Source organism: Saccharothrix sp. CCNWYY140 (genome assembly GCF_037401995.1).
GTDB lineage: Bacteria > Actinomycetota > Actinomycetes > Mycobacteriales > Pseudonocardiaceae > Actinosynnema.
The window spans coordinates 1-23711 of the sequence record NZ_JBBEGC010000112.1 but is presented as its reverse complement, the minus strand read 5'-3'; the positions used below and the strand labels follow the sequence as shown (position 1 = coordinate 23711).

The 23711-nt window shown below is 71.5% G+C and carries 22 protein-coding genes; 10 read left to right on the top strand and 12 right to left on the bottom strand.

Features of this window, described 5'->3' with window-relative positions; all coding sequences use genetic code 11:
* Positions 1-152: 152 nt before the first annotated feature.
* Positions 153-2255: an alpha-galactosidase gene (locus WBN91_RS31715; protein ID WP_337727905.1), complete on the bottom strand. Its 2103-nt coding sequence runs from the start codon at positions 2253-2255 to the stop codon at positions 153-155.
* A gap of 111 nt (positions 2256-2366) precedes the next feature.
* On the opposite strand from WBN91_RS31715, the gene WBN91_RS31710 reads away from it, so the two are divergent.
* From WBN91_RS31710 to manA, 5 genes are all read left to right on the top strand, one after another.
* Positions 2367-4808, top strand: a complete 2442-nt coding sequence (locus WBN91_RS31710; protein ID WP_337727906.1) for a glycoside hydrolase family 2 protein — start codon at positions 2367-2369, stop codon at positions 4806-4808.
* Positions 4805-5641 (top strand): LacI family DNA-binding transcriptional regulator, encoded by an 837-nt coding sequence (locus WBN91_RS31705; RefSeq protein ID WP_337727907.1) that lies wholly within the window; start codon positions 4805-4807, stop codon positions 5639-5641. Before WBN91_RS31710 ends, WBN91_RS31705 begins: the two co-directional genes overlap by 4 nt.
* Positions 5642-5649: 8 nt before the next feature.
* Positions 5650-6636: an L-glyceraldehyde 3-phosphate reductase gene (gene mgrA, locus WBN91_RS31700; protein WP_337727908.1), complete on the top strand. Its 987-nt coding sequence runs from the start codon at positions 5650-5652 to the stop codon at positions 6634-6636.
* A gap of 75 nt (positions 6637-6711) precedes the next feature.
* Entirely contained in the window at positions 6712-7644 is a 933-nt protein-coding gene (locus WBN91_RS31695; protein ID WP_337727909.1) for an ROK family protein, read from the top strand.
* A 2-nt stretch (positions 7645-7646) separates the two neighbouring features.
* A complete protein-coding gene (gene manA / locus WBN91_RS31690) occupies positions 7647-8699 on the top strand; it encodes a mannose-6-phosphate isomerase, class I (RefSeq protein WP_337727910.1) in 1053 nt (350 codons plus the stop codon).
* A 27-nt stretch (positions 8700-8726) separates the two neighbouring features.
* On the opposite strand, the gene WBN91_RS31685 is transcribed toward manA, so the two are convergent.
* From WBN91_RS31685 to WBN91_RS31675, 3 genes are all read right to left on the bottom strand, one after another.
* Positions 8727-9395, bottom strand: coding sequence for a lytic polysaccharide monooxygenase auxiliary activity family 9 protein (locus tag WBN91_RS31685; protein WP_337727911.1), 669 nt, complete (start codon positions 9393-9395; stop codon positions 8727-8729).
* 267 nt (positions 9396-9662) lie between these two features.
* Complete coding sequence (locus WBN91_RS31680; protein WP_337727912.1) at positions 9663-10091, bottom strand: nucleoside deaminase; 429 nt, start codon at positions 10089-10091, stop codon at positions 9663-9665.
* Positions 10088-10903 carry an LLM class flavin-dependent oxidoreductase gene (locus tag WBN91_RS31675; RefSeq protein ID WP_337727913.1) on the bottom strand — a complete coding sequence of 272 codons (816 nt, stop codon included), beginning with the start codon at positions 10901-10903 and terminating at the stop codon, positions 10088-10090. The genes WBN91_RS31680 and WBN91_RS31675 overlap by 4 nt, the downstream gene beginning before the upstream one ends.
* A gap of 93 nt (positions 10904-10996) precedes the next feature.
* On the opposite strand from WBN91_RS31675, the gene WBN91_RS31670 reads away from it, so the two are divergent.
* Positions 10997-11446, top strand: coding sequence for an Lrp/AsnC family transcriptional regulator (locus tag WBN91_RS31670; RefSeq protein WP_337727914.1), 450 nt, complete (start codon positions 10997-10999; stop codon positions 11444-11446).
* Position 11447: 1 nt separating this feature from the next.
* On the opposite strand, the gene WBN91_RS31665 is transcribed toward WBN91_RS31670, so the two are convergent.
* The 3 genes from WBN91_RS31665 to bdeA are packed head-to-tail and all read right to left on the bottom strand — an operon-like array spanning position 11448 to position 13856.
* Complete coding sequence (locus tag WBN91_RS31665; RefSeq protein WP_337727915.1) at positions 11448-12320, bottom strand: hypothetical protein; 873 nt, start codon at positions 12318-12320, stop codon at positions 11448-11450.
* Complete coding sequence (locus tag WBN91_RS31660) at positions 12317-12916, bottom strand: RNA polymerase sigma factor (RefSeq protein ID WP_337727916.1); 600 nt, start codon at positions 12914-12916, stop codon at positions 12317-12319. Before WBN91_RS31660 ends, WBN91_RS31665 begins: the two co-directional genes overlap by 4 nt.
* Positions 12917-12959: 43 nt before the next feature.
* Positions 12960-13856 (bottom strand): bis(hydroxyethyl) terephthalate hydrolase, encoded by an 897-nt coding sequence (gene bdeA / locus WBN91_RS31655; RefSeq protein ID WP_443217835.1) that lies wholly within the window; start codon positions 13854-13856, stop codon positions 12960-12962.
* 265 nt (positions 13857-14121) lie between these two features.
* On the opposite strand from bdeA, the gene WBN91_RS31650 reads away from it, so the two are divergent.
* Entirely contained in the window at positions 14122-16734 is a 2613-nt protein-coding gene (locus tag WBN91_RS31650) for an exo 1,3/1,4-beta-D-glucan glucohydrolase (protein ID WP_337727917.1), read from the top strand.
* A 51-nt stretch (positions 16735-16785) separates the two neighbouring features.
* On the opposite strand, the gene WBN91_RS31645 is transcribed toward WBN91_RS31650, so the two are convergent.
* Positions 16786-17346: an NAD(P)-dependent oxidoreductase gene (locus tag WBN91_RS31645; RefSeq protein WP_337727918.1), complete on the bottom strand. Its 561-nt coding sequence runs from the start codon at positions 17344-17346 to the stop codon at positions 16786-16788.
* Positions 17318-18253 (bottom strand): EamA family transporter, encoded by a 936-nt coding sequence (locus WBN91_RS31640; RefSeq protein ID WP_337727919.1) that lies wholly within the window; start codon positions 18251-18253, stop codon positions 17318-17320. The genes WBN91_RS31645 and WBN91_RS31640 overlap by 29 nt, the downstream gene beginning before the upstream one ends.
* Before the next feature lie 65 nt (positions 18254-18318).
* On the opposite strand from WBN91_RS31640, the gene WBN91_RS31635 reads away from it, so the two are divergent.
* Positions 18319-18807 (top strand): MarR family winged helix-turn-helix transcriptional regulator, encoded by a 489-nt coding sequence (locus WBN91_RS31635; RefSeq protein ID WP_337727920.1) that lies wholly within the window; start codon positions 18319-18321, stop codon positions 18805-18807.
* A 10-nt stretch (positions 18808-18817) separates the two neighbouring features.
* Here the strand turns inward: WBN91_RS31635 and WBN91_RS31630 are convergent, their stop codons facing one another.
* The 3 genes from WBN91_RS31630 to WBN91_RS31620 are packed head-to-tail and all read right to left on the bottom strand — an operon-like array spanning position 18818 to position 19910.
* On the bottom strand, positions 18818-19213 hold the full coding sequence (locus WBN91_RS31630; protein WP_337727921.1) for a hypothetical protein: 396 nt from the start codon (positions 19211-19213) through the stop codon (positions 18818-18820).
* Positions 19206-19586, bottom strand: coding sequence for a hypothetical protein (locus tag WBN91_RS31625; RefSeq protein ID WP_337727922.1), 381 nt, complete (start codon positions 19584-19586; stop codon positions 19206-19208). Before WBN91_RS31625 ends, WBN91_RS31630 begins: the two co-directional genes overlap by 8 nt.
* Positions 19587-19613: 27 nt before the next feature.
* Entirely contained in the window at positions 19614-19910 is a 297-nt protein-coding gene (locus WBN91_RS31620; protein WP_337727923.1) for a hypothetical protein, read from the bottom strand.
* Positions 19911-20111: 201 nt separating this feature from the next.
* Between WBN91_RS31620 and WBN91_RS39220 the strand changes: the two genes are divergently transcribed.
* The gene (locus tag WBN91_RS39220) at positions 20112-21287 is read left to right on the top strand and encodes an endonuclease (protein ID WP_443217834.1); all 1176 of its coding nucleotides are present in this window, start codon (positions 20112-20114) and stop codon (positions 21285-21287) included.
* A 352-nt stretch (positions 21288-21639) separates the two neighbouring features.
* On the top strand, positions 21640-23532 hold the full coding sequence (locus WBN91_RS31605; RefSeq protein ID WP_337727924.1) for an acyl-CoA dehydrogenase family protein: 1893 nt from the start codon (positions 21640-21642) through the stop codon (positions 23530-23532).
* Positions 23533-23711 lie beyond the last annotated feature (179 nt).

The following is a 23711-nucleotide window of genomic DNA, read 5'->3' as shown; positions in this document are numbered from 1 at the left end:
TACGGGGATGACACAAGCAAGAAGCCCAAGTTGAGTTGTGTCCCCCTCGGCGGACTGCCACGCCGCGCTTCGCGCGAAGGGATGGCGCGCTGTGCGCGCGGCGTGGCAGTGGTGGGGGTGAGTGGGGTTGGCGGGTTGCGGGTTGTGGTTGGTCAGATGGCGGTGGCTCGGAGGAGGACTAGGCGTTCTGGGTATAGGACTGGGGATTGGATGCCGGTTGACGTCAGGGCTCGGCCGGTGAGTTGTACACCGTTCTCCCACCACGGCAGGGCAACGCCCCAGTGGTGGGGGTTGCCGTCCGGCACGTTGCCGGGGGGCAAGGGGCGGACTTGGTACGAGCGGTCTGGGTCGAGGCCGGGCAGCCGTACGGCGCCTGTTGGGTATACGTCCGACGTCGCCGTCGAAACGATCGCGAAGACTGCGTCCGTCCCATCTGCGGCGACCACCCCGTGCACGGCTACGGCTGGGTCGGGGTGGTCGCCGTGGACCGATGTGCCGGTGTGCAGGAGGCCTCGTAGTTCCTTGTAGAGGGCTACCCAGGCCGTGAGGCGGTCCAGTTCCTCCGGGGTCGCTGCCATGAGGTCCCACTCGATGCCGAAATGGCCGAACAGTGCGGTGCCCGCTCGGAAGTCGACCGGGTGTCGGCGGTGGGTGGTGTGGGAGGTGTCGGCGCCGATGTGGGAGCCGATCAGTTCCAAGGGGACCAGGACGTTGGTCCAGCGTTGGATGGACTGTCGTTCCAGTGCGTCGATGCAGTCCGACGCCCACACGCGGTCGGTGCGCTGCAAGACCTCCAGGTCTACGCGTCCGCCGCCGGACGAGCAGGACTCGATCTCGACCCTGGGGTGTCGTGCCCGCAGCTCGTCCAGCAAGCGGTACAGGGCGACGGTCTGGCCGTGCACGCCCGGCCGTCCCTGGTGGCCGGCCTCCACGAGGTCGCGGTTGTGGTCCCACTTCAGGTACGAGATGTCGTAGGTGGTCAGGAGGTCGTCCAAGCGTTCCAGCACGTACGCGAACGCCTCGGGCGTTGCCAGATCCAGGACCTGCTGGTGTCGTGCCGGGCGGGGCATCCTGCCGCCGGGGGACATGATCCAGTCGGGATGGGCGCGGGCCAGGTCGGAGTTCTCGTTGACCATCTCCGGTTCGACCCACAGGCCGAACTGCATCCCGAGACCGGTGACGTGGTCGATCAGCGGACCCAGGCCGTCCGGCCACACCTCGTCGGACACGTACCAGTCGCCCAGGCCGCTGGTGTCGTCCCGGCGCGAGCCGAACCAACCGTCGTCCAGCACGAACCGCTCCGCGCCGACCTCGGCGGCCTTGTCCGCCAACGCCTTCAGCCTGGTCAGGCCGTGGTCGAAGTAGACCGCCTCCCACGTGTTCACCACGACCGGCCGGGGGGAGCGCGGGTGCGTCGGACGGGCCCGCATCCACTCGTGGAACCGGGCGGACACCGCGTCCAGGCCCACGCCGTACGAGCCGAACTGCCACGGGGAACGGTAGGTCTCGCCGGGGGCCAGGACGACCTCGCCGGACAGCAGCAGCTCGCCGGACCCGAGCAGGGACACGGCGTGACGGGTGCGTTCGGCGAACGTCCGGTGGTTGCCCGACCAGGCGGTGTGCACGGCCCAGATCTCGCCGGAGCGGTTGCCGAAACCCTCGGTGCCGGCCGCCATGAGGTACGCCGAGTCGAACCCGGTGCGGCCGGTCCGGTTCTCGCGCACGCGCAGGCCGTGGGTGAACCGGGTGCGCTGCGGGCTGCGCTCGCGGGTCCACCGGCCGGTGAAGTCGAGGATCTCCACGGCCTCGGCGGGCACCGGCAGGGTGACCGACAACCCGTCCACGGCGAAGTCGGAGTCCGCGGTGTTGGTGACCGACGCCCGCTGCCGGACCAAGCCGGACTCGGTCAGCTCGATCTCCAGGACCAGCTCCAGCCCGGCCTCGGCGTCCACGGCCCGGAAGGTGGTGCCGTCGACCTCGACGACCCGGAACGCGGTGGAGAAGGCCCGTCCGCCCCGGTTGCCGACCAGGCCGGGTGTGCCGAGCCAGCCGGCGGACTGCTCGGGCACGACGGCGACCTCGACCGGTCCGTCCGCGGAGTAGCCCACCGGCTGCGGCGCGGTGGCGAGGGCGAGGCTGTCGAGGTCGACCGGTCCCAGGTCGGCGCCCCAGTGCAGGACGCGGGGGAGCGTGCCCCCGCGGTGGTCGAGGACCAGGCTGACCCCTGCGGCACGCAGGTGCGTCACGTCGGCCACGTCGGTTCCCTTCGGTGGAGGTGATACCCGCAGAACTCAACACCACAGAACAACGGCGAACAAGAACATACTTCGTTGACTTACTTTAGTTGCTGGCGTAAGAATCCACCTATGATCCGGAGGACCTTCTTGCACGACGGCTGGCGGCTCCGCGCGGTGGGCGGCCCGATCCCGGCGCACATCGCGGACGTCGAGGTCCCCGCCCGGGTGCCCGGCGGTGCGCACCTCGACCTCCTCGCCGCCGGGCTCATCCCCGACCCCTACCTCGACCGCACGGAGGCCGAGCTGGCCTGGGCGCACCGCGCGGACTGGCGGTTCGCCCTCGACTTCACCGCCGAGGCGGCGCGGCCGGGTGAGCGCGTGGACCTGGCGTTCGACGGCCTGGACACCGTGGCCACCGTGGAGCTGAACGGCGTGGTCCTGGGCAGCACCGCCAACATGCACCGCTCGTACCGGTTCGACGTGCGCGACCACCTCCGCGACGGCGTCAACGAGCTGGCCGTGACCTTCCGGTCGGCGCTGACCTTCGCCGAGGAGCAGGAGGAGCGGCTGGGCTGGCGCGACCGCGCCTACGGCCACCCGTTCAACGCGATCCGCAAGATGGCCTGCTCGTTCGGCTGGGACTGGGGCCCCGACCTCCAGACCGCCGGCATCTGGCAGCCGGTCCGCCTGGAGCGCTGGGGCACCGCCCGCCTGGCCGAGGTCCGCCCCCTGGTGACCGTGGACGACGACGGCACGGGCCGGGTCGAGGTGCACGTGACCGTCGACCGCGCCTCCGAAGGCCCGCTCACCGTCGAGGCCACAGTGGACGGTCACACCGCGACCGCCGACGTGGACGGCGATCGGGCCGTCCTCACCGTCCTGGTGCCCGAGGCTGACCTCTGGTGGCCGGTCGGCTACGGCGACCACCCGCTCTACGACGTCGACATCACCCTCCGGGCCGACGAGCCCGTCGACGAGCAGCACCGCCGCATCGGGTTCCGCACGATCACCGTCGACACGACCCCCGACGACATCGGCACCCCGTTCACCTTCGTGGTCAACGGCAAGCCGGTCTTCGCCAAGGGCGCCAACTGGATCCCGGACGACCACTTCGTCACCCGGATCACCCGCGACCGCGTGGCCCGCCGCGTGGACCAGGCCGTGGCCGCGAACATGAACCTGCTGCGGATCTGGGGCGGCGGCCTGTACGAGTCCGAGGACTTCTACGACGTGTGCGACGAGCGCGGTGTCCTGGTGTGGCAGGACTTCCCGTTCGCCTGCGCGGCCTACGCCGAGGAGTCCCCGCTGTGGGAGGAGGTCGAGGCCGAGGCCCGCGAGCACGTCGCCCGCCTCACCTCGCACGCGTCCCTGGCGCTGTGGAACGGCAACAACGAGAACCTGTGGGGCTTCGCCGACTGGGGCTGGCCCGAGCAGCTCCAGGGCCGCACGTGGGGCCTGAAGTACTACCAGGAGCTGCTCCCGGCGATCGTCGCCGAGCTCGACCCGACCCGGCCGTACGCGCCCGGCAGCCCGTACAGCCCCGGCGACCTGCACCCCAACCTCGACACCCACGGCACGCGCCACGAGTGGGAGGTCTGGAACCGGATCGACTACACCCACTACCGGGACTTCGTGCCCCGGTTCTGCTCCGAGTTCGGCTTCCAGGGACCGCCGACGTGGGCGACCTTGACGCGGTGGATCCACGACGAGCCGCTCTCCTCCACCGGCCCGGCGTTCCTGCTGCACCAGAAGGCCGAGGACGGCAACGGCAAGCTGGAACGTGGACTCGCGCCGCACCTGCCGGTGCCCGAGGCGTTCGAGGACTGGCACTGGGCGACCCAGCTCAACCAGGCCCGCGCGGTGGCGTTCGGCATCGAGCACTTCCGGTCGCACTGGCCGCGCACGGCGGGCGCGGTGGTGTGGCAGCTCAACGACTGCTGGCCGGTCACGTCCTGGGCGGCGATCGACAGCGAGGAACGGCCCAAGCCGCTCTACTACGCCCTCCGGCACGCCTTCGCGCCGCGCCTGCTGACCGTGCAGCCGCGCGACGGGCGGGACGTCCTGGTGGCCGTCAACGACACCGACGAGGCCTGGACCGGCGAGGTCACCGCCACGCGGCGGACGTTCGCGGGGCACGAGCAGGCGGCGGCTAAGCTCGCCCTGGACGTGCCGGCCCGGTCGGTGGCCGTCCTGGACCTGGCGCCGGAGCTGCTGACCCCGGCCGACGCGGAGCGGGAGGTGCTGGTGGCGACCACGGCGGACGCGCGTGCCGTGCACCTGTTCCGCGAGGACGTGGACCTCGCCCTCGACCCGTCGCCGCTGACCGCGACCGCCGTCGCCGTGCCGGAGGGGTACCGGGTGGACGTGCGGGCCACGTCGTTCGCCCGGGACGTCGCCGTGCTGGCCGACCGGGTCGCCCCGGACGCCGAGGTGGACGACGCCCTGGTCACGCTCGCCGCGGGCGAGTCCCACTCGTTCCTGGTCCGCACGGCCGAGCGCCTCGACCCGGCCGCCCTGACCGGCCCGCTGGTGCTGAGGTCGGCGAACGGCCTGTGCGCGGTGCGGGCATGAGCACCGGTTGCATCGGCCTGGTCCTGGCCCGCCCCGCGCGGCTGCTGGGCGCCGAGCCGTTCTTCATGGAGTTCATCGCGGGCATCGAGGAGCGGCTGGCCGAGCGGGACCTGTCCGTGCTGCTGCACATCGTGGGCGCGGAGGACGCGGAGATCGCGGCCTACCGGCGCTGGGCCGCCGCCGGCGTGGTGGACGCGGTGGTCGTGGTCAACCGGACCGCGGACGACCACCGCCCGGACGTGCTGCGCGAGCTGGGCCTGCCCGCCGTCTACGTGGGGGAGCCGGACGAGCGCGCGGTGCCGGCCGTGCGCACCGACGACGCCGGTCCGGTGCGCGAGGTCCTGTCCCACCTGCTCGACCTGGGCCACCGCCGGATCGCCCGGGTCAGCGGCCCGGAGGAGCTCCTGCACACCCGCGCCCGCACGGCCGCGCTGCTGGCCGGCTGCGCGGAGGCGGGCGTCGAGCCGGTGATCGTGGCGGGCGACTACTCCGAGGAGTCCGGCGCGAAGCTCACCGCCGCGCTGCTGGACGCCGCCGAGCCGCCGACCGCGATCCTGTACGACAACGACGTCATGGCGGTCGCGGGTCTGGGCGCCGCCAAGGCGCGCGGGGTCGCCGTGCCCGAGCGGCTGAGCCTGGTCGCCTGGGACGACTCCACGCTGTGCCGGCTGGCCTCGCCCGCGCTCACCACCATGAGCGTGGACGTGCACCAGTTCGGCGTCTCCGTCGCCGAGTCCGTGCTGGAACTCGTCGACGGCGTGCCGGTCACCGAGCGCTGGTCGCCGACCGCGACCCTGGTGCCGCGCGAGAGCACCGCCGCACCTCCCGCCTGAGGAGAACCATGAGCCACACCGCCGCGCCGACGCGGTACGACGCCATGCCCTACCGCCGGTCCGGCCGCAGCGGGCTCAAGCTGCCCGCCGTGTCCCTGGGGCTGTGGCACAACTTCGGCCACGACAAGGCGCTGGACGACCAGCGCGCGATCGTGCGCCGGGCGTTCGACCTCGGGGTGACCCACTTCGACCTGGCCAACAACTACGGCCCGCCGCCGGGGTCGGCCGAGGAGAACTTCGGCCGGCTCTTCGCCGACGACCTCCGGCCGTACCGCGACGAGATCGTCCTCTCCACCAAGGCCGGCTACCACATGTGGGAAGGCCCTTACGGCGAGTGGGGTTCCCGCAAGTACCTGGTGTCCTCTTTGGACCAATCGCTGCGGCGCATGGGCGTGGACTACGTCGACATCTTCTACCACCACCGCCCGGACCCCGAGACGCCGCTGGAAGAGACGATGGCGGCGCTGGACCACGTGGTCCGCCAGGGCAAAGCGCTCTACGTCGGCATCTCCAACTACTCGGCCGAGCAGACCCGGGCCGCCGCCGCGATCCTGGCGGACCTGGGCACGCCCCTGCTGATCCACCAGCCGTCGTACTCGATGGTCAACCGCTGGATCGAGGACGACCTCCTGTCGACGCTGGAGGAGGTCGGCGCGGGCAGCATCGCGTTCTCCCCGCTGGCCCAAGGGGTTCTGACCGACCGCTACCTGGGCGGCATCCCGGAGGGCTCCCGCGCGGCAGGCCCGAGCCCGTTCCTGGGCACCGCGAACCTCGACGAGGCGACCCTGACCAAGGTCCGCGCCCTGAACGCCATCGCGGCCGACCGCGGCCAGTCGCTGGCGCAGATGGCCATCGCGTGGGTCCTGCGCAGCGTCACGTCCGCGCTGATCGGCGCGTCGAGCACGAAGCAGTTGGAGGACAACGTGGCCGCCACGGCGAACCTCGACTTCTCCGCCGCGGAACTGTCCGACATCGACCGCGTCCTGCGGGGCTGACATGCTTGCGCCGCACCGGTTCCTGTCCTGTTTGTCATCTTGCCCCGACCCTACTTAACCGGTTAACTCGAACCCATGTCACACGACCCGCTCGCGCTGGCCATCGACGTCGGCGGCACGAAACTGGCCGCCGCGCTGGTGGCCCCGAACGGCACGATCACCGCCCGCCGCACCACACCCACCCCCGCCGGCGACGGCGAGGCGGTGTGGCGCGCGCTGGCCGACATCGTCGGGGACCTCCTCGCGACCGACCCGCTCGTCCTGGGCGCCGGCATCGCGTCCGCCGCCCCGATGGACCTGCGCACGGGCACCGTCAGCCCGGTGAACATCCCCGGCTGGCGCGGTTTCCCGATCGTCGAGCGGGTGGGGGTGCTCGTGCCCGGCCTGCCGGTGCGCCTGGGCGGGGACGCGCAGTGCATGGCGCTGGCGGAGTACCACCACGGCACCGGCCGGGGCAGCCGGTGCCTGCTGGGCATGGTCGTGTCCACCGGCATCGGCGGCGGTTTCGTGTTCGACGGCCGGGCGCACTTCGGCGCGTCCGGCAACGCGGGCCACGTCGGCCACTTCGTCGTCGACCCGGCCGGCCCGGAATGCCGTTGCGGCGCAAGGGGTTGCGCGGAAGCGATCGCCAGCGGCCCGTCGATGGTCCGCTGGGCGCGCGAACAGGGCTGGCGGCCGGCCGGCGACAAGGCGGACGGCGTCGCGCTGGCGGCGGCGGCCCGCGCCGGCGACGAGGTGGCCCGCGCGGCGTTCGACCGCTCCGGCGCGGCCGTGGCGCACGTGATCACCGTGGCGTCCGCGTTGTGCGAGATCGACCGGGTGGTGATCGGCGGCGGCGTGGCCCAGGCCTGGGACCTGCTGGAACCGGCTGTCACCGGAGCTCTGGCGAGCTGGCCGGGCTTGGAGTTCATGCGAGCCGTGGAGGTGCGCCCGGCGACCCTCGGCGTGGACGCCGGCCTCATCGGGGCGGCGGCCCTGATCGCGGACCTGACCCCGGTGGTGCTGTAGCCGTGCACGTGCTGGACACCGTGATCCGCGACTACCACTGGGGTTCACGCACCGCCCTGGCCGCCTTGCGCGGCGAAGCGCCCACGCCCCACCCGGAAGCCGAGCTGTGGATCGGCGCGCACCCCGCGTCCCCGTCGACGCTCCGGGGTTCGACCACCCCGCTGCACCGCTACCTGGCCGCCAACCCGGCCGGACTCCTGGGCAGCTCGACCCTGGCTGCCTTCGGCCCCAGACTCCCTTTCCTGCTCAAGGTCCTGGCCGTCGAGCAACCGTTGTCGTTGCAGGTCCACCCCGACCGAGAGCGGGCGAGAACCGGTCACGCCCAAGGGTTCTTCGGCGACGACCGCCCCAAGCCGGAGATCCTGGTGGCGCTCACCGACTTCGAAACCCTCTCCGGCTTCCGGGAGCCCGCCGAAACCCTCGCCCTGCTGGACGACCCGGCCCTGGCTCCCCTGCGCGACCACGTGGCCGCCGGCAACCTCCACCAAGCCCTGCACTGGGCGCTGCACTCGAAGGTCGAACTCACCGCCCCACCACCACACCTGGCGTCCGCAGCGGCCATCTACCCCAACGACCCCGGCTTGGTGGCGGCTCTCCTGCTCAACCACGTCAAACTGCGCCCAGGCCAGGGGATCTACGTGGCAGCCGGTGTCCCGCACGCCCACCTGCACGGCACGGGCGTGGAACTGATGGCCGACTCCGACAACGTCGTCCGAGCAGGCCTCACGACCAAGCCGGTGGACGCCACGGCCGTCCTGGACCTGGTGGACGCCACCCCGGCCCCGCCGCACATCGTCGACGGCACCCCGGAAGGCCCCATCACCACCTACGCCACCCCGGAACCCGAGTTCCGCCTGCACTCCGTCACCCCGGGTGCGGTTCTGCACGGCGAGGGACCGCAACTCCTGTTGTGCACCAAGGGAACCCTCACGCTGACCCACACCGCCACCGTCACCCTGCACAGCGGCGAGGCCGCCTTCCTCCCGCACGGCCACAAGACCGACGTGTCCGGTGACGGCGAGGCGTTCTGGGCGACGACGGGTGCGGCGGCCTGAGTGGTCCGCCGCACCCGTCACCCGACATCACTGGAAGGTGACGTCACTGCACAGGTAGTAGGCCTGGTCCATGTGGCTGGCCTGCCAGATCGTGAACACCACGTGCCGGCCGGTCCGGGTGCCCGCGTTCACCTGGGCCTGGTACAGGCCGGTGGTGGGGTAGCGGCCGGTGGAGGCGACCAGTTCGAGGTTGCTCCAGCCCAGCGGCTGGGTGGCCGGGTCGAACCCCTGGCGCGTGATGTAGATGCGCAGGTAGTCCGCACCGTGCCGGGCCTGGTCGGTGATGGTCAGCGTGAACTGCCGCGGCTTGGTCGCGGTCTGCCACGGCCCGACCGCGTCGAGCGCCCGGTACCGGCCGCCCTCGGCGAGCCCGCCACTGCACAGCTGCCCGTTGGGCAACGCGCCCTGGTGGTTGCCGGCCACGCCGTTGCGGTAGAGGCCGTTCCAGTTCCACATGGCGTTGGGGTCGGCCTTCCAGGCCTGCGCGCACATCGGGTCGGTCTGCCCCATGTTGGGGTTGAGGTGGTCACTGCCCCAACGCTGCCAACAACCGTAGTTGCGCGACGGCGGATCGGTGACCGAACCGTGCGCACCGGCCACGCCGGGGGTGACGACGAGTGCGACGAGGCCGGCCGCCACCACCCCCAACACAGCCGTGAAGATGCCCACGAGCCGGGAACCGCGTCTGAAGGTCATGTGTCCTCCACGATGAGGATGGCCAATGACTGGGAGCGCTCCCAGTTCCTCAAGGTAGCGGACTAATCACCAACTGTGAACCCACGACCCCAGTCGAGACAGTCGAATCCGCCAACCAGCCCAAAACCCCTCGCAGCCACCGCCCTCAAGCCGGCCGGACGCATCCCCGCTCGACCACCAGGCCGCTGCACCACGACCGCCAACCGGCCGCACCGCCGACGCGCCGAAGGGGGCAGGGCGTCCCACGCCCCACCCCCGGCCTCGAAATCAGGGGTAGTAGCCCTCGACCGGAACCCTGGCCTCGTCGTACAGGAACGGCCCCACGGTCGGCACCGCCGGGAACCCGCCACCGGTCTTCAGCCCGTTCAACTGCTCGCCCGACAACGCGAACACCACCCGCCCGAGCCCCGACCGGGCCAACGCCCCCGCGCACATCCCGCAAGGCTCGCAACTGGTGTACATGGTGGTCCCGGCGGCGGTCTCCGCGTCCAACCCCCGCGCCGCCCACCGCGCCAGCTTCAACTCGGGGTGGGCCGTGATGTCGAAGTCGGTGATGCTGGAGTTGCGCTCCTCCACCAGCACCGCCCCGTCCGGCCCGACCAGCAGCGACCCGAACGGCGGGTTCCCGCCCTCCCGCGCCTCCGCGGCCAGCTCGATCGCCCGCCTCAAGTGCCCCTCGTCCACCGAACCGCTCACCGGAACTCCTTCCTCATCGCGGCCACCGCGGCCAGCGCCCGCCAGGCCACCTCGGGTCGCAGCGTCTCGTCCGGGTCACCCACGAACGGGTCCAACACGACAGCTTCCACACCGTCCGAGCGCAGTGTCCCCAGATCCGCGGCCACCTGCTCGACGGTCCCTTCGCCCAGTCGCCGGTCCGCACCGTCCACAGGCGACTCGGTCAGCCGCAACAGGATCCGCGGCGCCAACCCCGGCACGGCCCGTCCCTCGGCCTCGGCGACGGCCGTCAACCGCCCGACCCCCGCCCGCCACTCCGCCGGCGTCAACCGCAACGGGTGCCAGGCGTCCCCGAGCCGCACGACCCGCCGCAGCGCGCCGTCGCTCTGCCCGCCGATCCACACGGGAACGTCCACACCCCGCACCGCCGACACGACCTCGTCGGTCCGCCGCCCCCGCTCCGCGAACGGCACGCCGAGCGCCGCGAACTCCTGCCGAGCCCACCCGACGCCCACGCCGAGCACGAGCCGTCCGCCGCTCAAGGCGTTGAGGTTCGCGGCCATCCGCGCCACCAGCAACGGGTGCCGGTAGGGGGCGATGAGCACCGTGGTGCCCAGCGTGATCCGCTCGGTCACCCCGGCCAGCCACGACAACGTCGTGAACGGCTCGTAGAACGGCTCCGGGTACTGCTCCGCCACGTCCGGTGTGATCACCACGTGGTCGGACACCATGAGCAGGTCGAACCCCAGCCCCTCCACCGTCCGCGCCCAGTCGCGCAGCACCCCGGGGGTGGTCCCGGGCCCGAAGTTGGGCACGTTCACGCCGATTCGCACGTGATCAAGCGTAGGCGCGAGCCGCCGCGCCCCAAACCCGTACTCCACGGCAGAACGCGCCGATCACCGCAAGATCCACGGTAATCTGCCGCCATGCCCGAGACCCTCGACCCGACCGACTGGGCGATCCTCACCGAACTCCAGTCCGACGGGCGGATCGCGCTCACCGAGCTGGGCCGCCGGGTCAACCTCAGCGCCTCCGCCGTCACCGAGCGGGTGAAGCGGCTGGAGGCGGCCGGGGTCATCACCGGCTACCGGGCCACGGTGGACCTGGACCGGGTCGGGTACCCGGTGCTGGCCGTGGTGCGCCTGAAGTACCCCGGCAACCGGCACGAACCCCTGCACCGGCTGCTCGCCGAGCGCACCGAGGTCCTGGAGTGCCTGCGCACCACCGGGGAGGACTGCTACACGCTCAAGGTCGCCGCCACCTCCATGCCCCACCTGGAGCGCGTGGTGAACGAGCTGACCGCGTTCGGCAGCACCACGACCACCATCGTCTACCGCGAGACCCTGCCCTACCGCGGCGTGGCCCAGCCGTCCTGACTCACTTCCAGCGGACGGCCCTGTCGCAGGTGGTGGGGTCGGAGCTGTTCCACCCGCCGTCGACGATCCGCCCGTCCGGGTCCACGAAGCACTTCTTGCCCAGGTCCGTCGTGGAGCCGAGCAGGGCGCCCGCCTTGTCGTACGCCCGCACCTCGAAGCCCTCGGCCTCGGGGATCGACCAGTCGGTCGGGAAGATGTTGCGGGCGACGAACGTGCCGTTGGCGATGGTCGCGTCCACGGTCTGGCCGTCGTAGGTGAACGTGACCCGGGCGACCTGCGGCGTGACGCGGCCGGCGGCCGTGGCGCTGCCGTGCATGCCGCGGTAGATCTCCTTGTTGCCGAGGATGTCACCGCCGGCGCTGCCGCCGTTGGTGTCCACCCGGAACGGGCCGGACACCCACGTCAGGTCGGGAACGCTGCTGAAGCCCGCGTTGTAGGGCATCCCGGGACCGTCGATGGTGCACGACAGCGCCGCGCTCTCGGTGTAGACCAAGGCCCACTTGCCGGCTTCGTCCTCGCCGTACTGGTAGAGCGTGCCCTTGCCCGCGCCGGGGCCGATGCGGACGCAGCCCTCCTCGATCTCGGCGATCCGCTCGGGCGTCAACCCGGCGATGACCGGCTTGGTCGGAACGGGGCTGGAGGTCGTGGACACGACGACCGTGGTCTCCTGCTGCGCCGGCCCGACGGCCTCGGGGCGCTGCCAAGGCTGCGAGAAGGCCACGACCGCGACCACGGCGCCCACCGCCGTGACCGCCGTGACCAGGGGCGCGAAGCGGAAGGACGTGCGTGCCGACACCGCGCGTTCGACCTCGGCGCGGATCTCGGCCTGGCGGCCGGGGGGCAGGTCCCGGGTCGGGGGGAGCGTGCTGTTCATCGGTCCTCCACGGTGAGAGCGGCGAGCGGGACGACCTGGGGCTGCTCGGCGAACATCCGGCCGAGCCGGGCCTTGGCCTTGCTGACCCGAGCCCGGACGCTGACCTCGGCGATGCCCAGCACGGCGGCGGCGTCGGCGTAGGACACGCCGGACCACACGCACAGCGCCAGCGCCTCGCGCTCGTTGCGCGGCAACCGGTTCACGGCCGCCAGCAGCTCGCGCATCCGGCGCTGGTCGTCCACCCGCTCGGCGACCAGGTCGGCGTGGTCGGGCACCGGCTGCTCCACCGGGACGCGGTGGAACAGCCGGAGCCGGCGCGCGGCCGACCGGCGGTCGCCGCGGACCACGTTGGTCGCCACCGCCAGGAGCCAGGGCAGGGCCGAGTCGCGCTCCAGGCGCAGCCGGTCCCGCTTGCGCCAGGCCAGCAGGAACGTGGCCTGGAGGTGGTCCTCGGCGGCGGCCCAGGACGCGGAGAGCCGGAAGCAGTGGTTGTAGACCGCCTTGGCGTGCCGGTCGAACAGCACCCCGAAGGCGTGCCCACTGCCCGCCGCGGCCTGGGCCCACAGCGCGCGGTCGTCGGGGTCTTCGGTCGTCATGCCCCTTCGTGTCCGCCGGGAGGAGATGTGTTGCCTACATCTTTCACGAGTACGAGCAGGTGTCCCGGTACTCGGAGATCGCCGTGGCCCGCGGGGTCGGGCACAGGAACTGCTCGTAGCGGGTGTCGTTGTCGATGAACCGCTTGAGCCACGAGATGGAGAACTTGGCGATCGTGGTGTTCGAGCTGTTCGGGGCGTAGTGGCTCGCGCCGGCCAGCTCCAGGTAGGCCTTGTCCAGGGTGGACGGCAGGCTCTCGTAGAACGGCTCCGCGTGCCGGGTGACGGAGGCCACGGAGTCGTTCTGCGCGCCGATGACCAGCGTCGGGACCTGCACGGTCGACCACGTCTTGGTGGTGTGCCACGGCGTCAGCGGGATGGCGGCCTGCAACGACGGCCGCTCCCGGACCGCTTCCAGCGTGCCGCCGCCGCCCATCGAGTGGCCCATGACGCCCAGCCGGGTGGCGTCGATGCGGGACCGGGCCGAGCTGCTGGTGGTCAGGTAGTCCAGCGCGGCCAGCAGTTGGTCGCCGCGGGAGGCGGGCTGGTCGTAGCGGGACAGCGTGTCGATGGTGAACACGACGAAGCCCTGCGAGGCCAGGCGCGGGCCGAGCCAGGAGATGCTGGACTGGCTCGCCGTGTAGCCGGGCGCGATGGCGACCGCGCCGAAGGTGCCGTCCGCGGTGCTGGTGGGGTAGGTGATGGTGCCGCCGCCGAAGCCGCGCACGCTCGCCGCCGACACCGTGGTCTGGGCGACCGCGTACGGGCCGCGGACGGCTTCGATGCTCGCCGTGGTGGGCGCGGGGCCACGCTCGTAGGGGTTCTCGGCCGCCTGCGCGGTGACCGGGCTCGCGGAGACCAGGGCCAGCGCGGCGGCGGCGACCACCGCGCGTCGGGACAGGGTTCTGGACATGGACATGCGGAGGCTCTTTTCCTGTGACAGGGAAAGGACTTGGCGGAGAGAGTCCTCAGTGGACGCGGTGTCCGGACCGCAGTCTCACCCGTTACCTACTCGCGAGTCAAGTACGACACGAGCTCGCGTCTCGTTTGGGCGAGCCGGTGAACTTATTTGTCAACCGCCGTTCGGTAGAACTGCTCCGGAGTCCTCACCCTGACCTGCGAGGAAACGCTCCCACGAACCTCTTGACCGAGCCAGTTGGCGGCATGAGGATCGGGCGCGACAAAGCCGTCGAGGAACGGAACAACCGATGTCCCGCACACACCGCAGACACCTGGGCGCACTGCTCGCCGCGGTCCTCGCCACCGGAACGCTGGTGACCGGCAGCGCGACCGCCGCGCCGGCCCAGCCCGTGGTCGGGGAGCCCCGCACCGAGCACGGCTGCGCCCGCATCGAGAAGAGCCTGCCCACCCTGTCCGACTGGCCGAAGGTGGAGAGCCGCGTCAAGTCCTCGCCGGGGGACGAGCGGCGGATCAAGAAGATCCTCGACGGGATGACCCTGGCCGAGAAGGTCGGCCAGATGACCCAGCCGGAGATCGGCGCCATCACCCCGGACGAGGTCCGCGAGTACCACATCGGGTCCGTCCTCAACGGCGGCGGCTCGTGGCCCGGCCGCGACAAGCACGCCGCGCCGCAGGCCTGGCTGGCCCTCGCCGACGCGTACTGGACGGCGTCCAAGGCCACCCGCACCGGCATCCCGGTGATCTGGGGCATCGACGCCGTGCACGGCAACAACAACGTCTACGGCGCCACCCTCTTCCCGCACAACATCGGCCTGGGCGCGGCGCACGACCCGTGCCTGGTGCGCGACATCTCCAAGGCGACCGCCGAGCAGGTCCGCGCCACCGGCCAGGACTGGGCGTTCGCGCCGACGCTGGCCGTGGTCCGCGACGACCGCTGGGGCCGCACCTACGAGGGCTACTCCGAGGACCCGCGGATCACCCGCGCCTACGGCTACGAGGCCGTGAAGGGCCTCCAGGGCGGAAGCCACCGCCGGGTGGACGTGCTGGCCACGGCCAAGCACTTCATCGGCGACGGCGGCACGATCGGCGGCAAGGACCAGGGCGTGAACCCGTCCTCGGTCGCCGAGATGATCAACCTCCACGGCCAGGGCTACTACGGCGCGCTCGCCGCCGGCGCCCAGACCGTCATGGTGTCGTTCAACAGCTGGACCAACACCGACCTGGGCATCAACGAGGGCAAGCTGCACGGCTCCAAGCTGGCCGTCAACGACATCCTCAAGGGCAAGATCGGCTTCGACGGCCTCGTGGTGTCCGACTGGAACGGCCACGGCCAGGTCGCGGGCTGCACCAACGACAGCTGCCCGCAGGCGGTCAACGCGGGCATCGACGTGTTCATGGTGCCCAACGACTGGAAGGCGTTCATCGCCAACACCATCGCGCAGGTCGAGTCGGGCCAGATCCCGATGTCCCGCATCGACGACGCCGTCACCCGCATCCTGCGCGTCAAGCTGCGCAGCGGTGTGCTGGACGCGCCGAAGCCGTCGGAGCGCGAGCACGCCGGGTCGCAGGAGGCGCTGGAGGCCAAGCGGCTGGCCCGCGAGGCGGTCCGCAAGTCGCAGGTGCTGCTGAAGAACAACAACCGCGTGCTGCCGCTGTCCTCCCGCGCCAAGGTGCTTGTGGTCGGCAAGAGCGCCGACAGCATGGCCAACCAGAGCGGCGGCTGGACGCTGTCCTGGCAGGGCACCGGCAACACCAACGCCGACTTCCCCAACGGGACCACGGTCCTGGGCGGCCTGCGGGAGGCGCTGGGCGAGGCGAACGTGACCTTCTCCGAGAAGGGTGACGTCGACCCGGCGGGCTTCGACGCGGTGATCGCCGTGATCGGCGAGACCCCGTACGCCGAGGGCGTGGGCGACATCGGCAAGCGCACGCTGGAGGCGGCCAAGCTGTTCCCGCAGGACCTGGCCGTGCTGGACAAGGTCAGCGGCAAGGGAACGCCGGTGGTCACCGTGTACATCTCCGGCCGCCCGCTGCACGTGAACAAGGAGCTCAACCGCTCCGACGCGTTCGTGGCCGCGTGGCTGCCCGGCACCGAGGGCGGCGGCGTCGCCGACCTGCTGGTGCGCGGTCGGCACAGCTTCCCCGGCTACACCGGCACGCTGTCCTACTCCTGGCCGCGCAGCGCCTGCCAGACCCCGCTCAACCCGGGTGCCGAGGGCTACGACCCGCTGTTCAAGCACGGCTACGGCCTGCGCTCCTGGCAGACCGGCAACGTCGGCCCGCTGGACGAGACGTCCCCGCCGACCGGCTGCTCCGGCGACGGCGGTGGCGGCACGGCGACCGAGGACCTGGAGCTGTTCGTGCGCCAGGACATCGCGCCCTACAAGAGCTTCATCGGCTCGCCGGAGAACTGGGGCCTGGAGATCGGCCCCGACGGCGAGGCGGCGCAGGCCAACATCGGCACCCTGCCGACCGACGTCAACGTGCAGGGCGACGGCCTGAAGACGACGTGGACGGGCGCCGGTGCGGGCCAGGTCTACGTGCAGAACCCGCTCGCCGGTTCCGACTTGCGCGGGTACCTGAACGCCGATGGCGCCTTGGTGTTCGACGTGGTGGTGCACCAGGCCCCGGCGACCAGGACCGTGGTGAGCACGCACTGCGTGTACCCGTGCCTGGCGGAGCTCGACGCGACGAACATGTTCACCGGCCTGGCCGGGGCGGGGAAGACGACGGTCAAGATCCCGTTGTCGTGCTTCGCGGCGGGCGGGTTGGACCTGGAGAACGTCAACACGCCGTTCCTGGTCTACACGGAGGGCACGTTCCAGGCGTCGTTCGCCAATGTCCGGTGGGTGCCGAAGGCGGCCCTCGACCCGGACGCGCGACCCTGCGACCTGAGTTGACGCTCTGAGTTGACACCGAGCGGGGCGGTCGTTGGTGACCGCCCCGCTCGCTCAGTAGGCGACCGTGAAGCGCTCTCGCCGGTGTCGGGGCTCGGCGACCTCGTCCAGCAGTGCCACGGCGAAGTCCTCCATCGAGATGGCCGAAACGCCCTGGCCGTCCACGAGGAGGTCGTCCCGGCCCAGCCGGTAGGCCCCGGTCCGCTCGCCCGGCTCGATCAACGCCGGCGGGCTCGCGTACGTCCAGTCCACTTCGGACTCCTCCGCGAACACCGCGTGCTGCTCGGCGCACGCCAGGGCGATCGGCAGGATCTCCGCCGGGAAACCCGGCTCCTCGTGCACCAACACCCCGTTCGGCGTTCGCAGGGTGGCTGCCCCGCCGACGACGATCAGCCTGGTTCGGTCCTCCCGCAACCCTTCCAGCAACGCCTTGGCCGTGACGACCAGGTCCCGCTCGGCGCCCGCGACCGGCCGGGTCGCGCTGATCACGACGTCGGTGCTCCGAGCCAGCCGCGCCACCTGCGCGGGGTCGGTCGCGTCGGCCGCCACGAAGTCCGGCCGGGGCGAGCGCGTGACCCGCGTGACGTCATGCCCGCGCCGGAGCGCCTCGGTCACCACTCGGCTCCCGACGGCTCCCGCCGCCCCGAACACCGTGATCCGCATCGGTCTTCCCTCCCTGCTTCTGCACCACTGTCTTCTGGGCGACCACCAACGACCCGAGCACGACGACCGCGCCCAGCACCTGCCACACCGTGAGGTCCTGGCCCAGCGCCAGCCAGCCGACCAGCGTCGCCACGACCGGGCTGAGCAGGCCGAGGAACGTCACCTCGGTGGCCTTCAACAACGTGATGCCGCGGAACCACAGGCTGTACGCCAGGGCCGCCCCGATCAGGCCCAGGTAGCCGTACCCCAGCCAGTTGCGGGCGGTGAGCGCCGGCGGCAGGCCCTCGACCACCAGCGTCACCGGCACGAGCAGCAGCCCGCCCCAGACCAGTTGCCACCCCGTCGACGCCAGCAGCGGCGCGGGGGAGGGCCAGCGCTTGCTCAGCACCACGCCGAATGCCATGACCACCGCGCCGCCCAGTGCCGCCATGACGCCCAGCAGGTCCAGGGCCGCGTTGGCGCGCAGCACCAGCAAGCTCACGCCGAAGATGCCGGCGACCGCCGCCAGTGCGACCCGCAAGGTCATCCGCTGGCCCAGCAGCGCCGCCGACAGACCGGCGACGACCAGCGGCTGGATCGCGCCCACGGTGGCCGCCACCCCGCCCGGCAGCCGGTAGGCGGCGAGGAACAGCAGCGGCAGGAAGGCGCCGATGTTCAGCGCCCCGAGTATCAGCGACCGCCACCACCAGTCGCCCTTGGGCAACCGCCGGGTGATCAGGACCAGCAGCAGGCCCGCCGGCAGCGCGCGCAGGAGGCCGGCCAGCAGGGGCCGGTCGGGCGGGAGGTACTCGGTGGTGACGTAGTAGGTCGTGCCCCAGATGGCGGGGCCCAGCGCGGTGACGACTCGGTTGCTTAGCACTAAGCCAAACTAACTCACCGCTAAGCTACCTGGCGAGTGATTTGTCTCACCGCTAAGGTAGATATGTGGCAGACCACGTCGACCTCGTCCTGAGCCAGTGGCACGCGCGGCGGCCCGACCTGGACGTGTCCCCGATGGCGGTGCTCGGCCGCCTCAACCGCTTCGCCCGGGTGGTCGAGGCCGCCCAGCGCGAGACCTTCGCCCGCCACGGCCTCGACCGGGCGTCCTTCGACGTCCTGGCGACCCTGCGCCGCAGCGACCCGCCGCACTGCCTGACACCCACCGAGCTGATGCGCTCCTCGATGGTCACCTCCGGCGCGATCACCCAGCGCCTGGACCGCCTGGAGGCCCGCGGCCTGGTCACCCGCAAGCCGAGCGAGGTGGACGGCCGCGGTGTCGTCGTCTCGCTGACCGACGAGGGTCGCAGCCTGGTCGACGCGGCCCTGCCCGACCACATCGCCACCGGCAACCGCCTGCTCGCGGCCCTGGACACGGACGCCCGCGAGGCCCTCGCCGACACCCTCAGGACCCTGCTGGAGGCCGCGGAGTCCTAGCCCGCTGGCCCTACGCGGTCGTGACCGCCGTCCGGCGCAGCCACAGCAGCCCCAGCACGGGCAGCACCAGGGGGATGAAGAGGTAGCCGCTGCCGAAGTGCGACCACACCGTGGCCTGGGGGAACCACGACGGCGCCAGGAAGCTCACCACCCCGACCACGACCACACCCACCAACTCCACCGCGCACGACACCCAGGCGACCCGCCGTGACGTCCGGCTCCCCACGGCCAGCGTCACGGTGGCCACCAGGTACACGACCGCCGCGAACGCCGACAGCAGGTACGCCACGGGCGCTTCGGCGAACCGGGTCGCGATCTGCACGCCCGACCGCGCCGACGCCGCCACCGCGAACAGCCCGTACACGGCGATCAACAACCGCCCGGGTCCCGACCGCGTGTCAGGCATGGCCCGCCCAGATCTGCTGGAGCCGCAGGATCATCACCGGCACGCTCAAGCACCCCACCACGAGCACCGCCGCGCCCCACCGGGACCGTTCCGCGATGGCCCAGAACCCGGCCAGCGGCAGCACGACCACCGGCCCGACCAGGTAGCCGACGAACGTGGCCGAGGCGATGTCGCGGTCCAGCCCGATCAGCTGCACGACGCCGATCACGGCCTGCGCCAGCAGCCCCAACTCCAGCAGGACCACCGCGCCCGCGATGCCCAGCGTCAGCCCGGTCTCCAGGGTCAGCGGCTTGTTAAGCACCGCCAGCAGCAGCGCCCAGGCGGCGCAGACCAGGGCGAGCACGGTCAGCGCGAGGGGCAGGATGTCGATCATCGAAGCAGGTCCTCCACGGGGAGAACTCTAAGGGCACACCACGTAGGCGGCGGTCAGCGGCGGCACGTCGAACCGCGCGTCGACGCGCAGGCAGCGACCCTCGGGCGGCCGGGAGGCCACGTAGTCCGCCACCACGTCGGCGAACGTCGGGCAGCCCAGCTTCAGCCAGCCCGGTGCGACGCGCACGCACAGCGCGGTCAGCGCGGGCTTCCCGCCGGCCACCACCACGTCGTACACGCGCTGGGTCGTGGCTTGGTCGAACGTGTGCCCGAGGCGCTCCGAGGCGGGCGTCACCAGGGCCAGCACCAGCAGCAACACGCGCATGCGGGTCATGGTCCGCGCGGAGCGGCGCGCCACCATCCGGTCACGTCCCGGCCATCTCACCGTGAGTCGCTTATCACTCGATCGTGGCGTTTGCCGTGCGATGCTGCCTGGGTGATCACCGGCATCTGATCACGCGCAGTCAGTACCTCTGACGCGTGCTGTCACCCTGCGACGCCGCTATCGGGGAGAGGACACCCACCCGTGCGAAAGTTCCCCTGGCGACTGGCCGGCGCACTCACCGCCACCGCCACCGTCGTCACCACCCTGCTCGTCCCCGCCCTGCTCGTCCCCACCACTGCCGCGGGCGCCACGCCCATCACCGTCACCCAGGCGATCAGCCAGCAGAACGGGTCGACGGCGACCGTGCGCGGTTACGTCGTCGGCCAGCCGACCGCGACCACCACCGTCGTCCGGTCGAACTTCCCCAACGACTACGCCCTGGCCCTCGCCGACACCGCGAGCCAGACCAGCACCAGCCAGATGCTCTACGTGCAGATCCCGTCCGCGTTCCGGTCGGCGTGGGGCCTGCGCACCAACCCGAGCCTGCTGGGCAAGCGCATCGACGTCACCGGCACCCTGTCCGCGTACTTCGCCCACCCCGGCCTGACGTCGTCCACGGCCTTCGCCTTCGCGACCACGCCCACGACGACGAGCACCACCAGCCCGACCAGCACCACCAGCGCCCCGCCGACCGACGACTACTACCGCGACGCCGCCGGCAAGACCGGGTCCGCGCTGAAGACCGCGCTGAACCAGATCATCCGCACCAACACCAAGCTGTCCTACGACCAGGTGTGGGAGGCGCTGAAGGTCACCGACCAGGACCCGAACAACCCGGCCAACGTCATCCTGCTCTACAGCGGCCGGTCGCAGAGCAAGACGCTCAACGGCGGCGACCCCGACGACTGGAACCGCGAGCACGTCTGGGCCAAGTCCCACGGCGACTTCGGCACCGCCACCGGCCCCGGCACCGACCTGCACCACCTGCGGCCGGAGGACGTGACGGTCAACGCCGACCGCGGCAACAAGGACTTCGACAACGGCGGCACGGCGGCGGCCGAAGCCCCCGGCAACTACACCGACAGCGACTCGTGGGAGCCGCGCAACGCGGTCAAGGGCGACGTGGCGCGGATGCTGTTCTACATGGCCGTCCGCTACGAGGGCACCGACGGCTTCGTCAACCTGGAGTTGAACAACAACGTCAACAACGGCACCGCGCCCTACCACGGCCGGCTGTCGGTGCTGCTCCAGTGGCACCAGCAGGACCCGCCGGACACCTTCGAGAAGCGCCGCAACCAGGTCATCTACGCCACCTACCAGCACAACCGCAACCCGTTCATCGACCACCCGGAGTGGGTGGCCTCGATCTGGGGCTGATGCGCGCTTGGGCTGAGTCCGAGCGGTCGGCGGCGCGGGCCTTCCCGCGCCGCCGGCTGTCATCTGTTCCTCATGCACCCCTCGCCAAGCTCGGGACCGTCCCGACACGGATGAAGGGGAGCACTCGTGAAACGCCTGTCCTTGGTGGCGGCCACGACGGCCCGATGACGGCCGCGTGGCCGCGCCGGTGACCAACACGATCGTGTTCACCGAGCCGGCCACCACGCGCATCCAGGTCATCGACGCGGCCCTCTGCGCCTGACCCCGCGCGGGCGGAGCCGGGTTTCCCGTCACCCGGATGGGGCTACCCGCCGGTAGTAACGTAAGAAGCCCGGCTCCAGGGAGGTCCGTGATGACCGCAGTGGACCCCGACCGGCACGTGGACGAGCGCGTCGCGCGCAAGGTCGCCGAGCAGGCGCGCGAGACGCGGTGGAAGCACCCGAGCTTCGGCAAGGAGCTGTTCCTCGGGCACTTCCGCCTCGACCTGATCCACCCCCACCCCTCCGGCTCCGCCGACGACCGCGAACGCGGCGAGAAGTTCCTCGGCGAACTCCGCGAGTTCTGCGAGACCATCGACGGCGCGGCGATCGAACGCGACGCCCGCATCCCCGACGACGTCCTGGTCGGCCTCAAGCGGCTGGGCGCGTTCGGCATGAAGATCAAGCCCGAGTACGGCGGCCTGGGCCTGTCCCAGGTGTACTACAACCGGGCGTTGATGCTGGTCGGCTCGGCCAACCCGGCGCTGAGCGCGATGCTGTCCGCGCACCAGTCGATCGGCGTGCCGCAACCCTTGGCGCTGTTCGGCACCGACGAGCAGAAGCGCGAGTACCTGCCCCGGTGCGCGGCCGGGGAGATCAGCGCGTTCCTGCTGACCGAACCGGACGTGGGCAGCGACCCGGCCCGCCTGGGCACCACCGCCACCCCGGTGGACGGCGGGTACGTGCTCAACGGAGTGAAGCTGTGGACCACCAACGGTGTCGTCGCGGACCTGCTGGTCGTGATGGCACAGGTGCCGGGCAAGGGCATCACGGCGTTCGTCGTCGAGGGCGACTCACCGGGCATCACCGTGGAGAACCGCAACGAGTTCCTGGGTTTGCGCGGCTTGGAGAACGGCGTCACCCGGTTCCACGAGGTGCATGTGCCCGAGGCCAACCGGATCGGGCGTGAGGGAGCGGGGTTGAAGATCGCCCTGACGACCCTCAACACCGGGCGGCTGTCCTTGCCGGCGATGTGCGCGGGTGCCGCGAAGTGGTGCTTGAAGATCGCCCGCGAGTGGTCGTCGGAGCGGGTGCAGTGGGGTCTGCCGGTCGGAAAGCACGAGGCCATCGCGGGCAAGGTGGCGTTCATCGCGGCTACTGCGTACGCGTTGGAGGCGGTGCTCGACCTGGCCAGCGAGTTGGCCGACGCGGGCGGTCACGACATCCGGATCGAGGCCGCGCTGGCCAAGCTGTACGGGTCGGAGATGGCGTGGTTGGTGGCCGACGAGCTGGTGCAGCTGCGGGGTGGACGCGGGTACGAGACGGCGGAGTCGATGGCCCGGCGCGGGGAGCGCGGGGTGCCGGCCGAGCAGCTGCTGCGGGACCTGCGGATCAACCGGATCTTCGAGGGTTCCACGGAGATCATGCACCTGCTCATCGCGCGTGAGGCCGTGGACGCGCACCTGGCCGTGGCCGGGGACATCATCGATCCGGAAGCGGATGGCCGGGCGAAGGCGCGGGCAGTGGCTCGGGCCGGTGGGTTCTACGCAAAGTGGCTGCCGACGTTGGTGGTGGGGCGAGGACAGGTCCCCAAGGCTTACGGAGAGTTTGGTCCACTCGCGACGCACCTGCGGTTCGTGGAGCGGTCGAGCCGGAGGCTGGCGCGGCAGACGTTCTACGGGATGTCCCGGTGGCAGGGTCGGATGGAGCGCAAGCAGCGGTTCCTGGCGCGGGTGGTGGACATCGGGGCGGAGCTGTTCGCGATCAGTGCCGCGTGTGTGAAGGCGGCGGCGGATGGTGACCGTGCGGTGGAGTTGGCGGACGCCTTTGCGAAGCAGGCTCGCGTTCGGGTGGACGAGCTGTTCGAGCGCTTGTGGACGAACGCGGACGAGTCGGATGTGGTGTTGGCGGCGCATGTGATGGAGGGGCGGTTCACTTGGTTGGAGGAAGGGGTGTTGGACGCTTCCTTGCCGGGGCCTTGGATCGCGGACTCGAGTCACCGGGCTTCGACGGCGGAGAACGTCCACCGGCCTACTCCTCGCCCGTAGGCGGCCGGCCCGTAGGGCGGCTTGTCCGCGCCCGCGCGCCTAAGGCGACTCGCCCCGTCCACGCGCGTAAGGCGGCCCGTCCGCGCGCCCGTAGGGCGGGTTTTTCGCCGCGCTCCGCGCGGCGGTGGTGTTAACCACAAGGGAGGGGCCTCGTGTTCCCCACCGTATGGCCCGCCCGA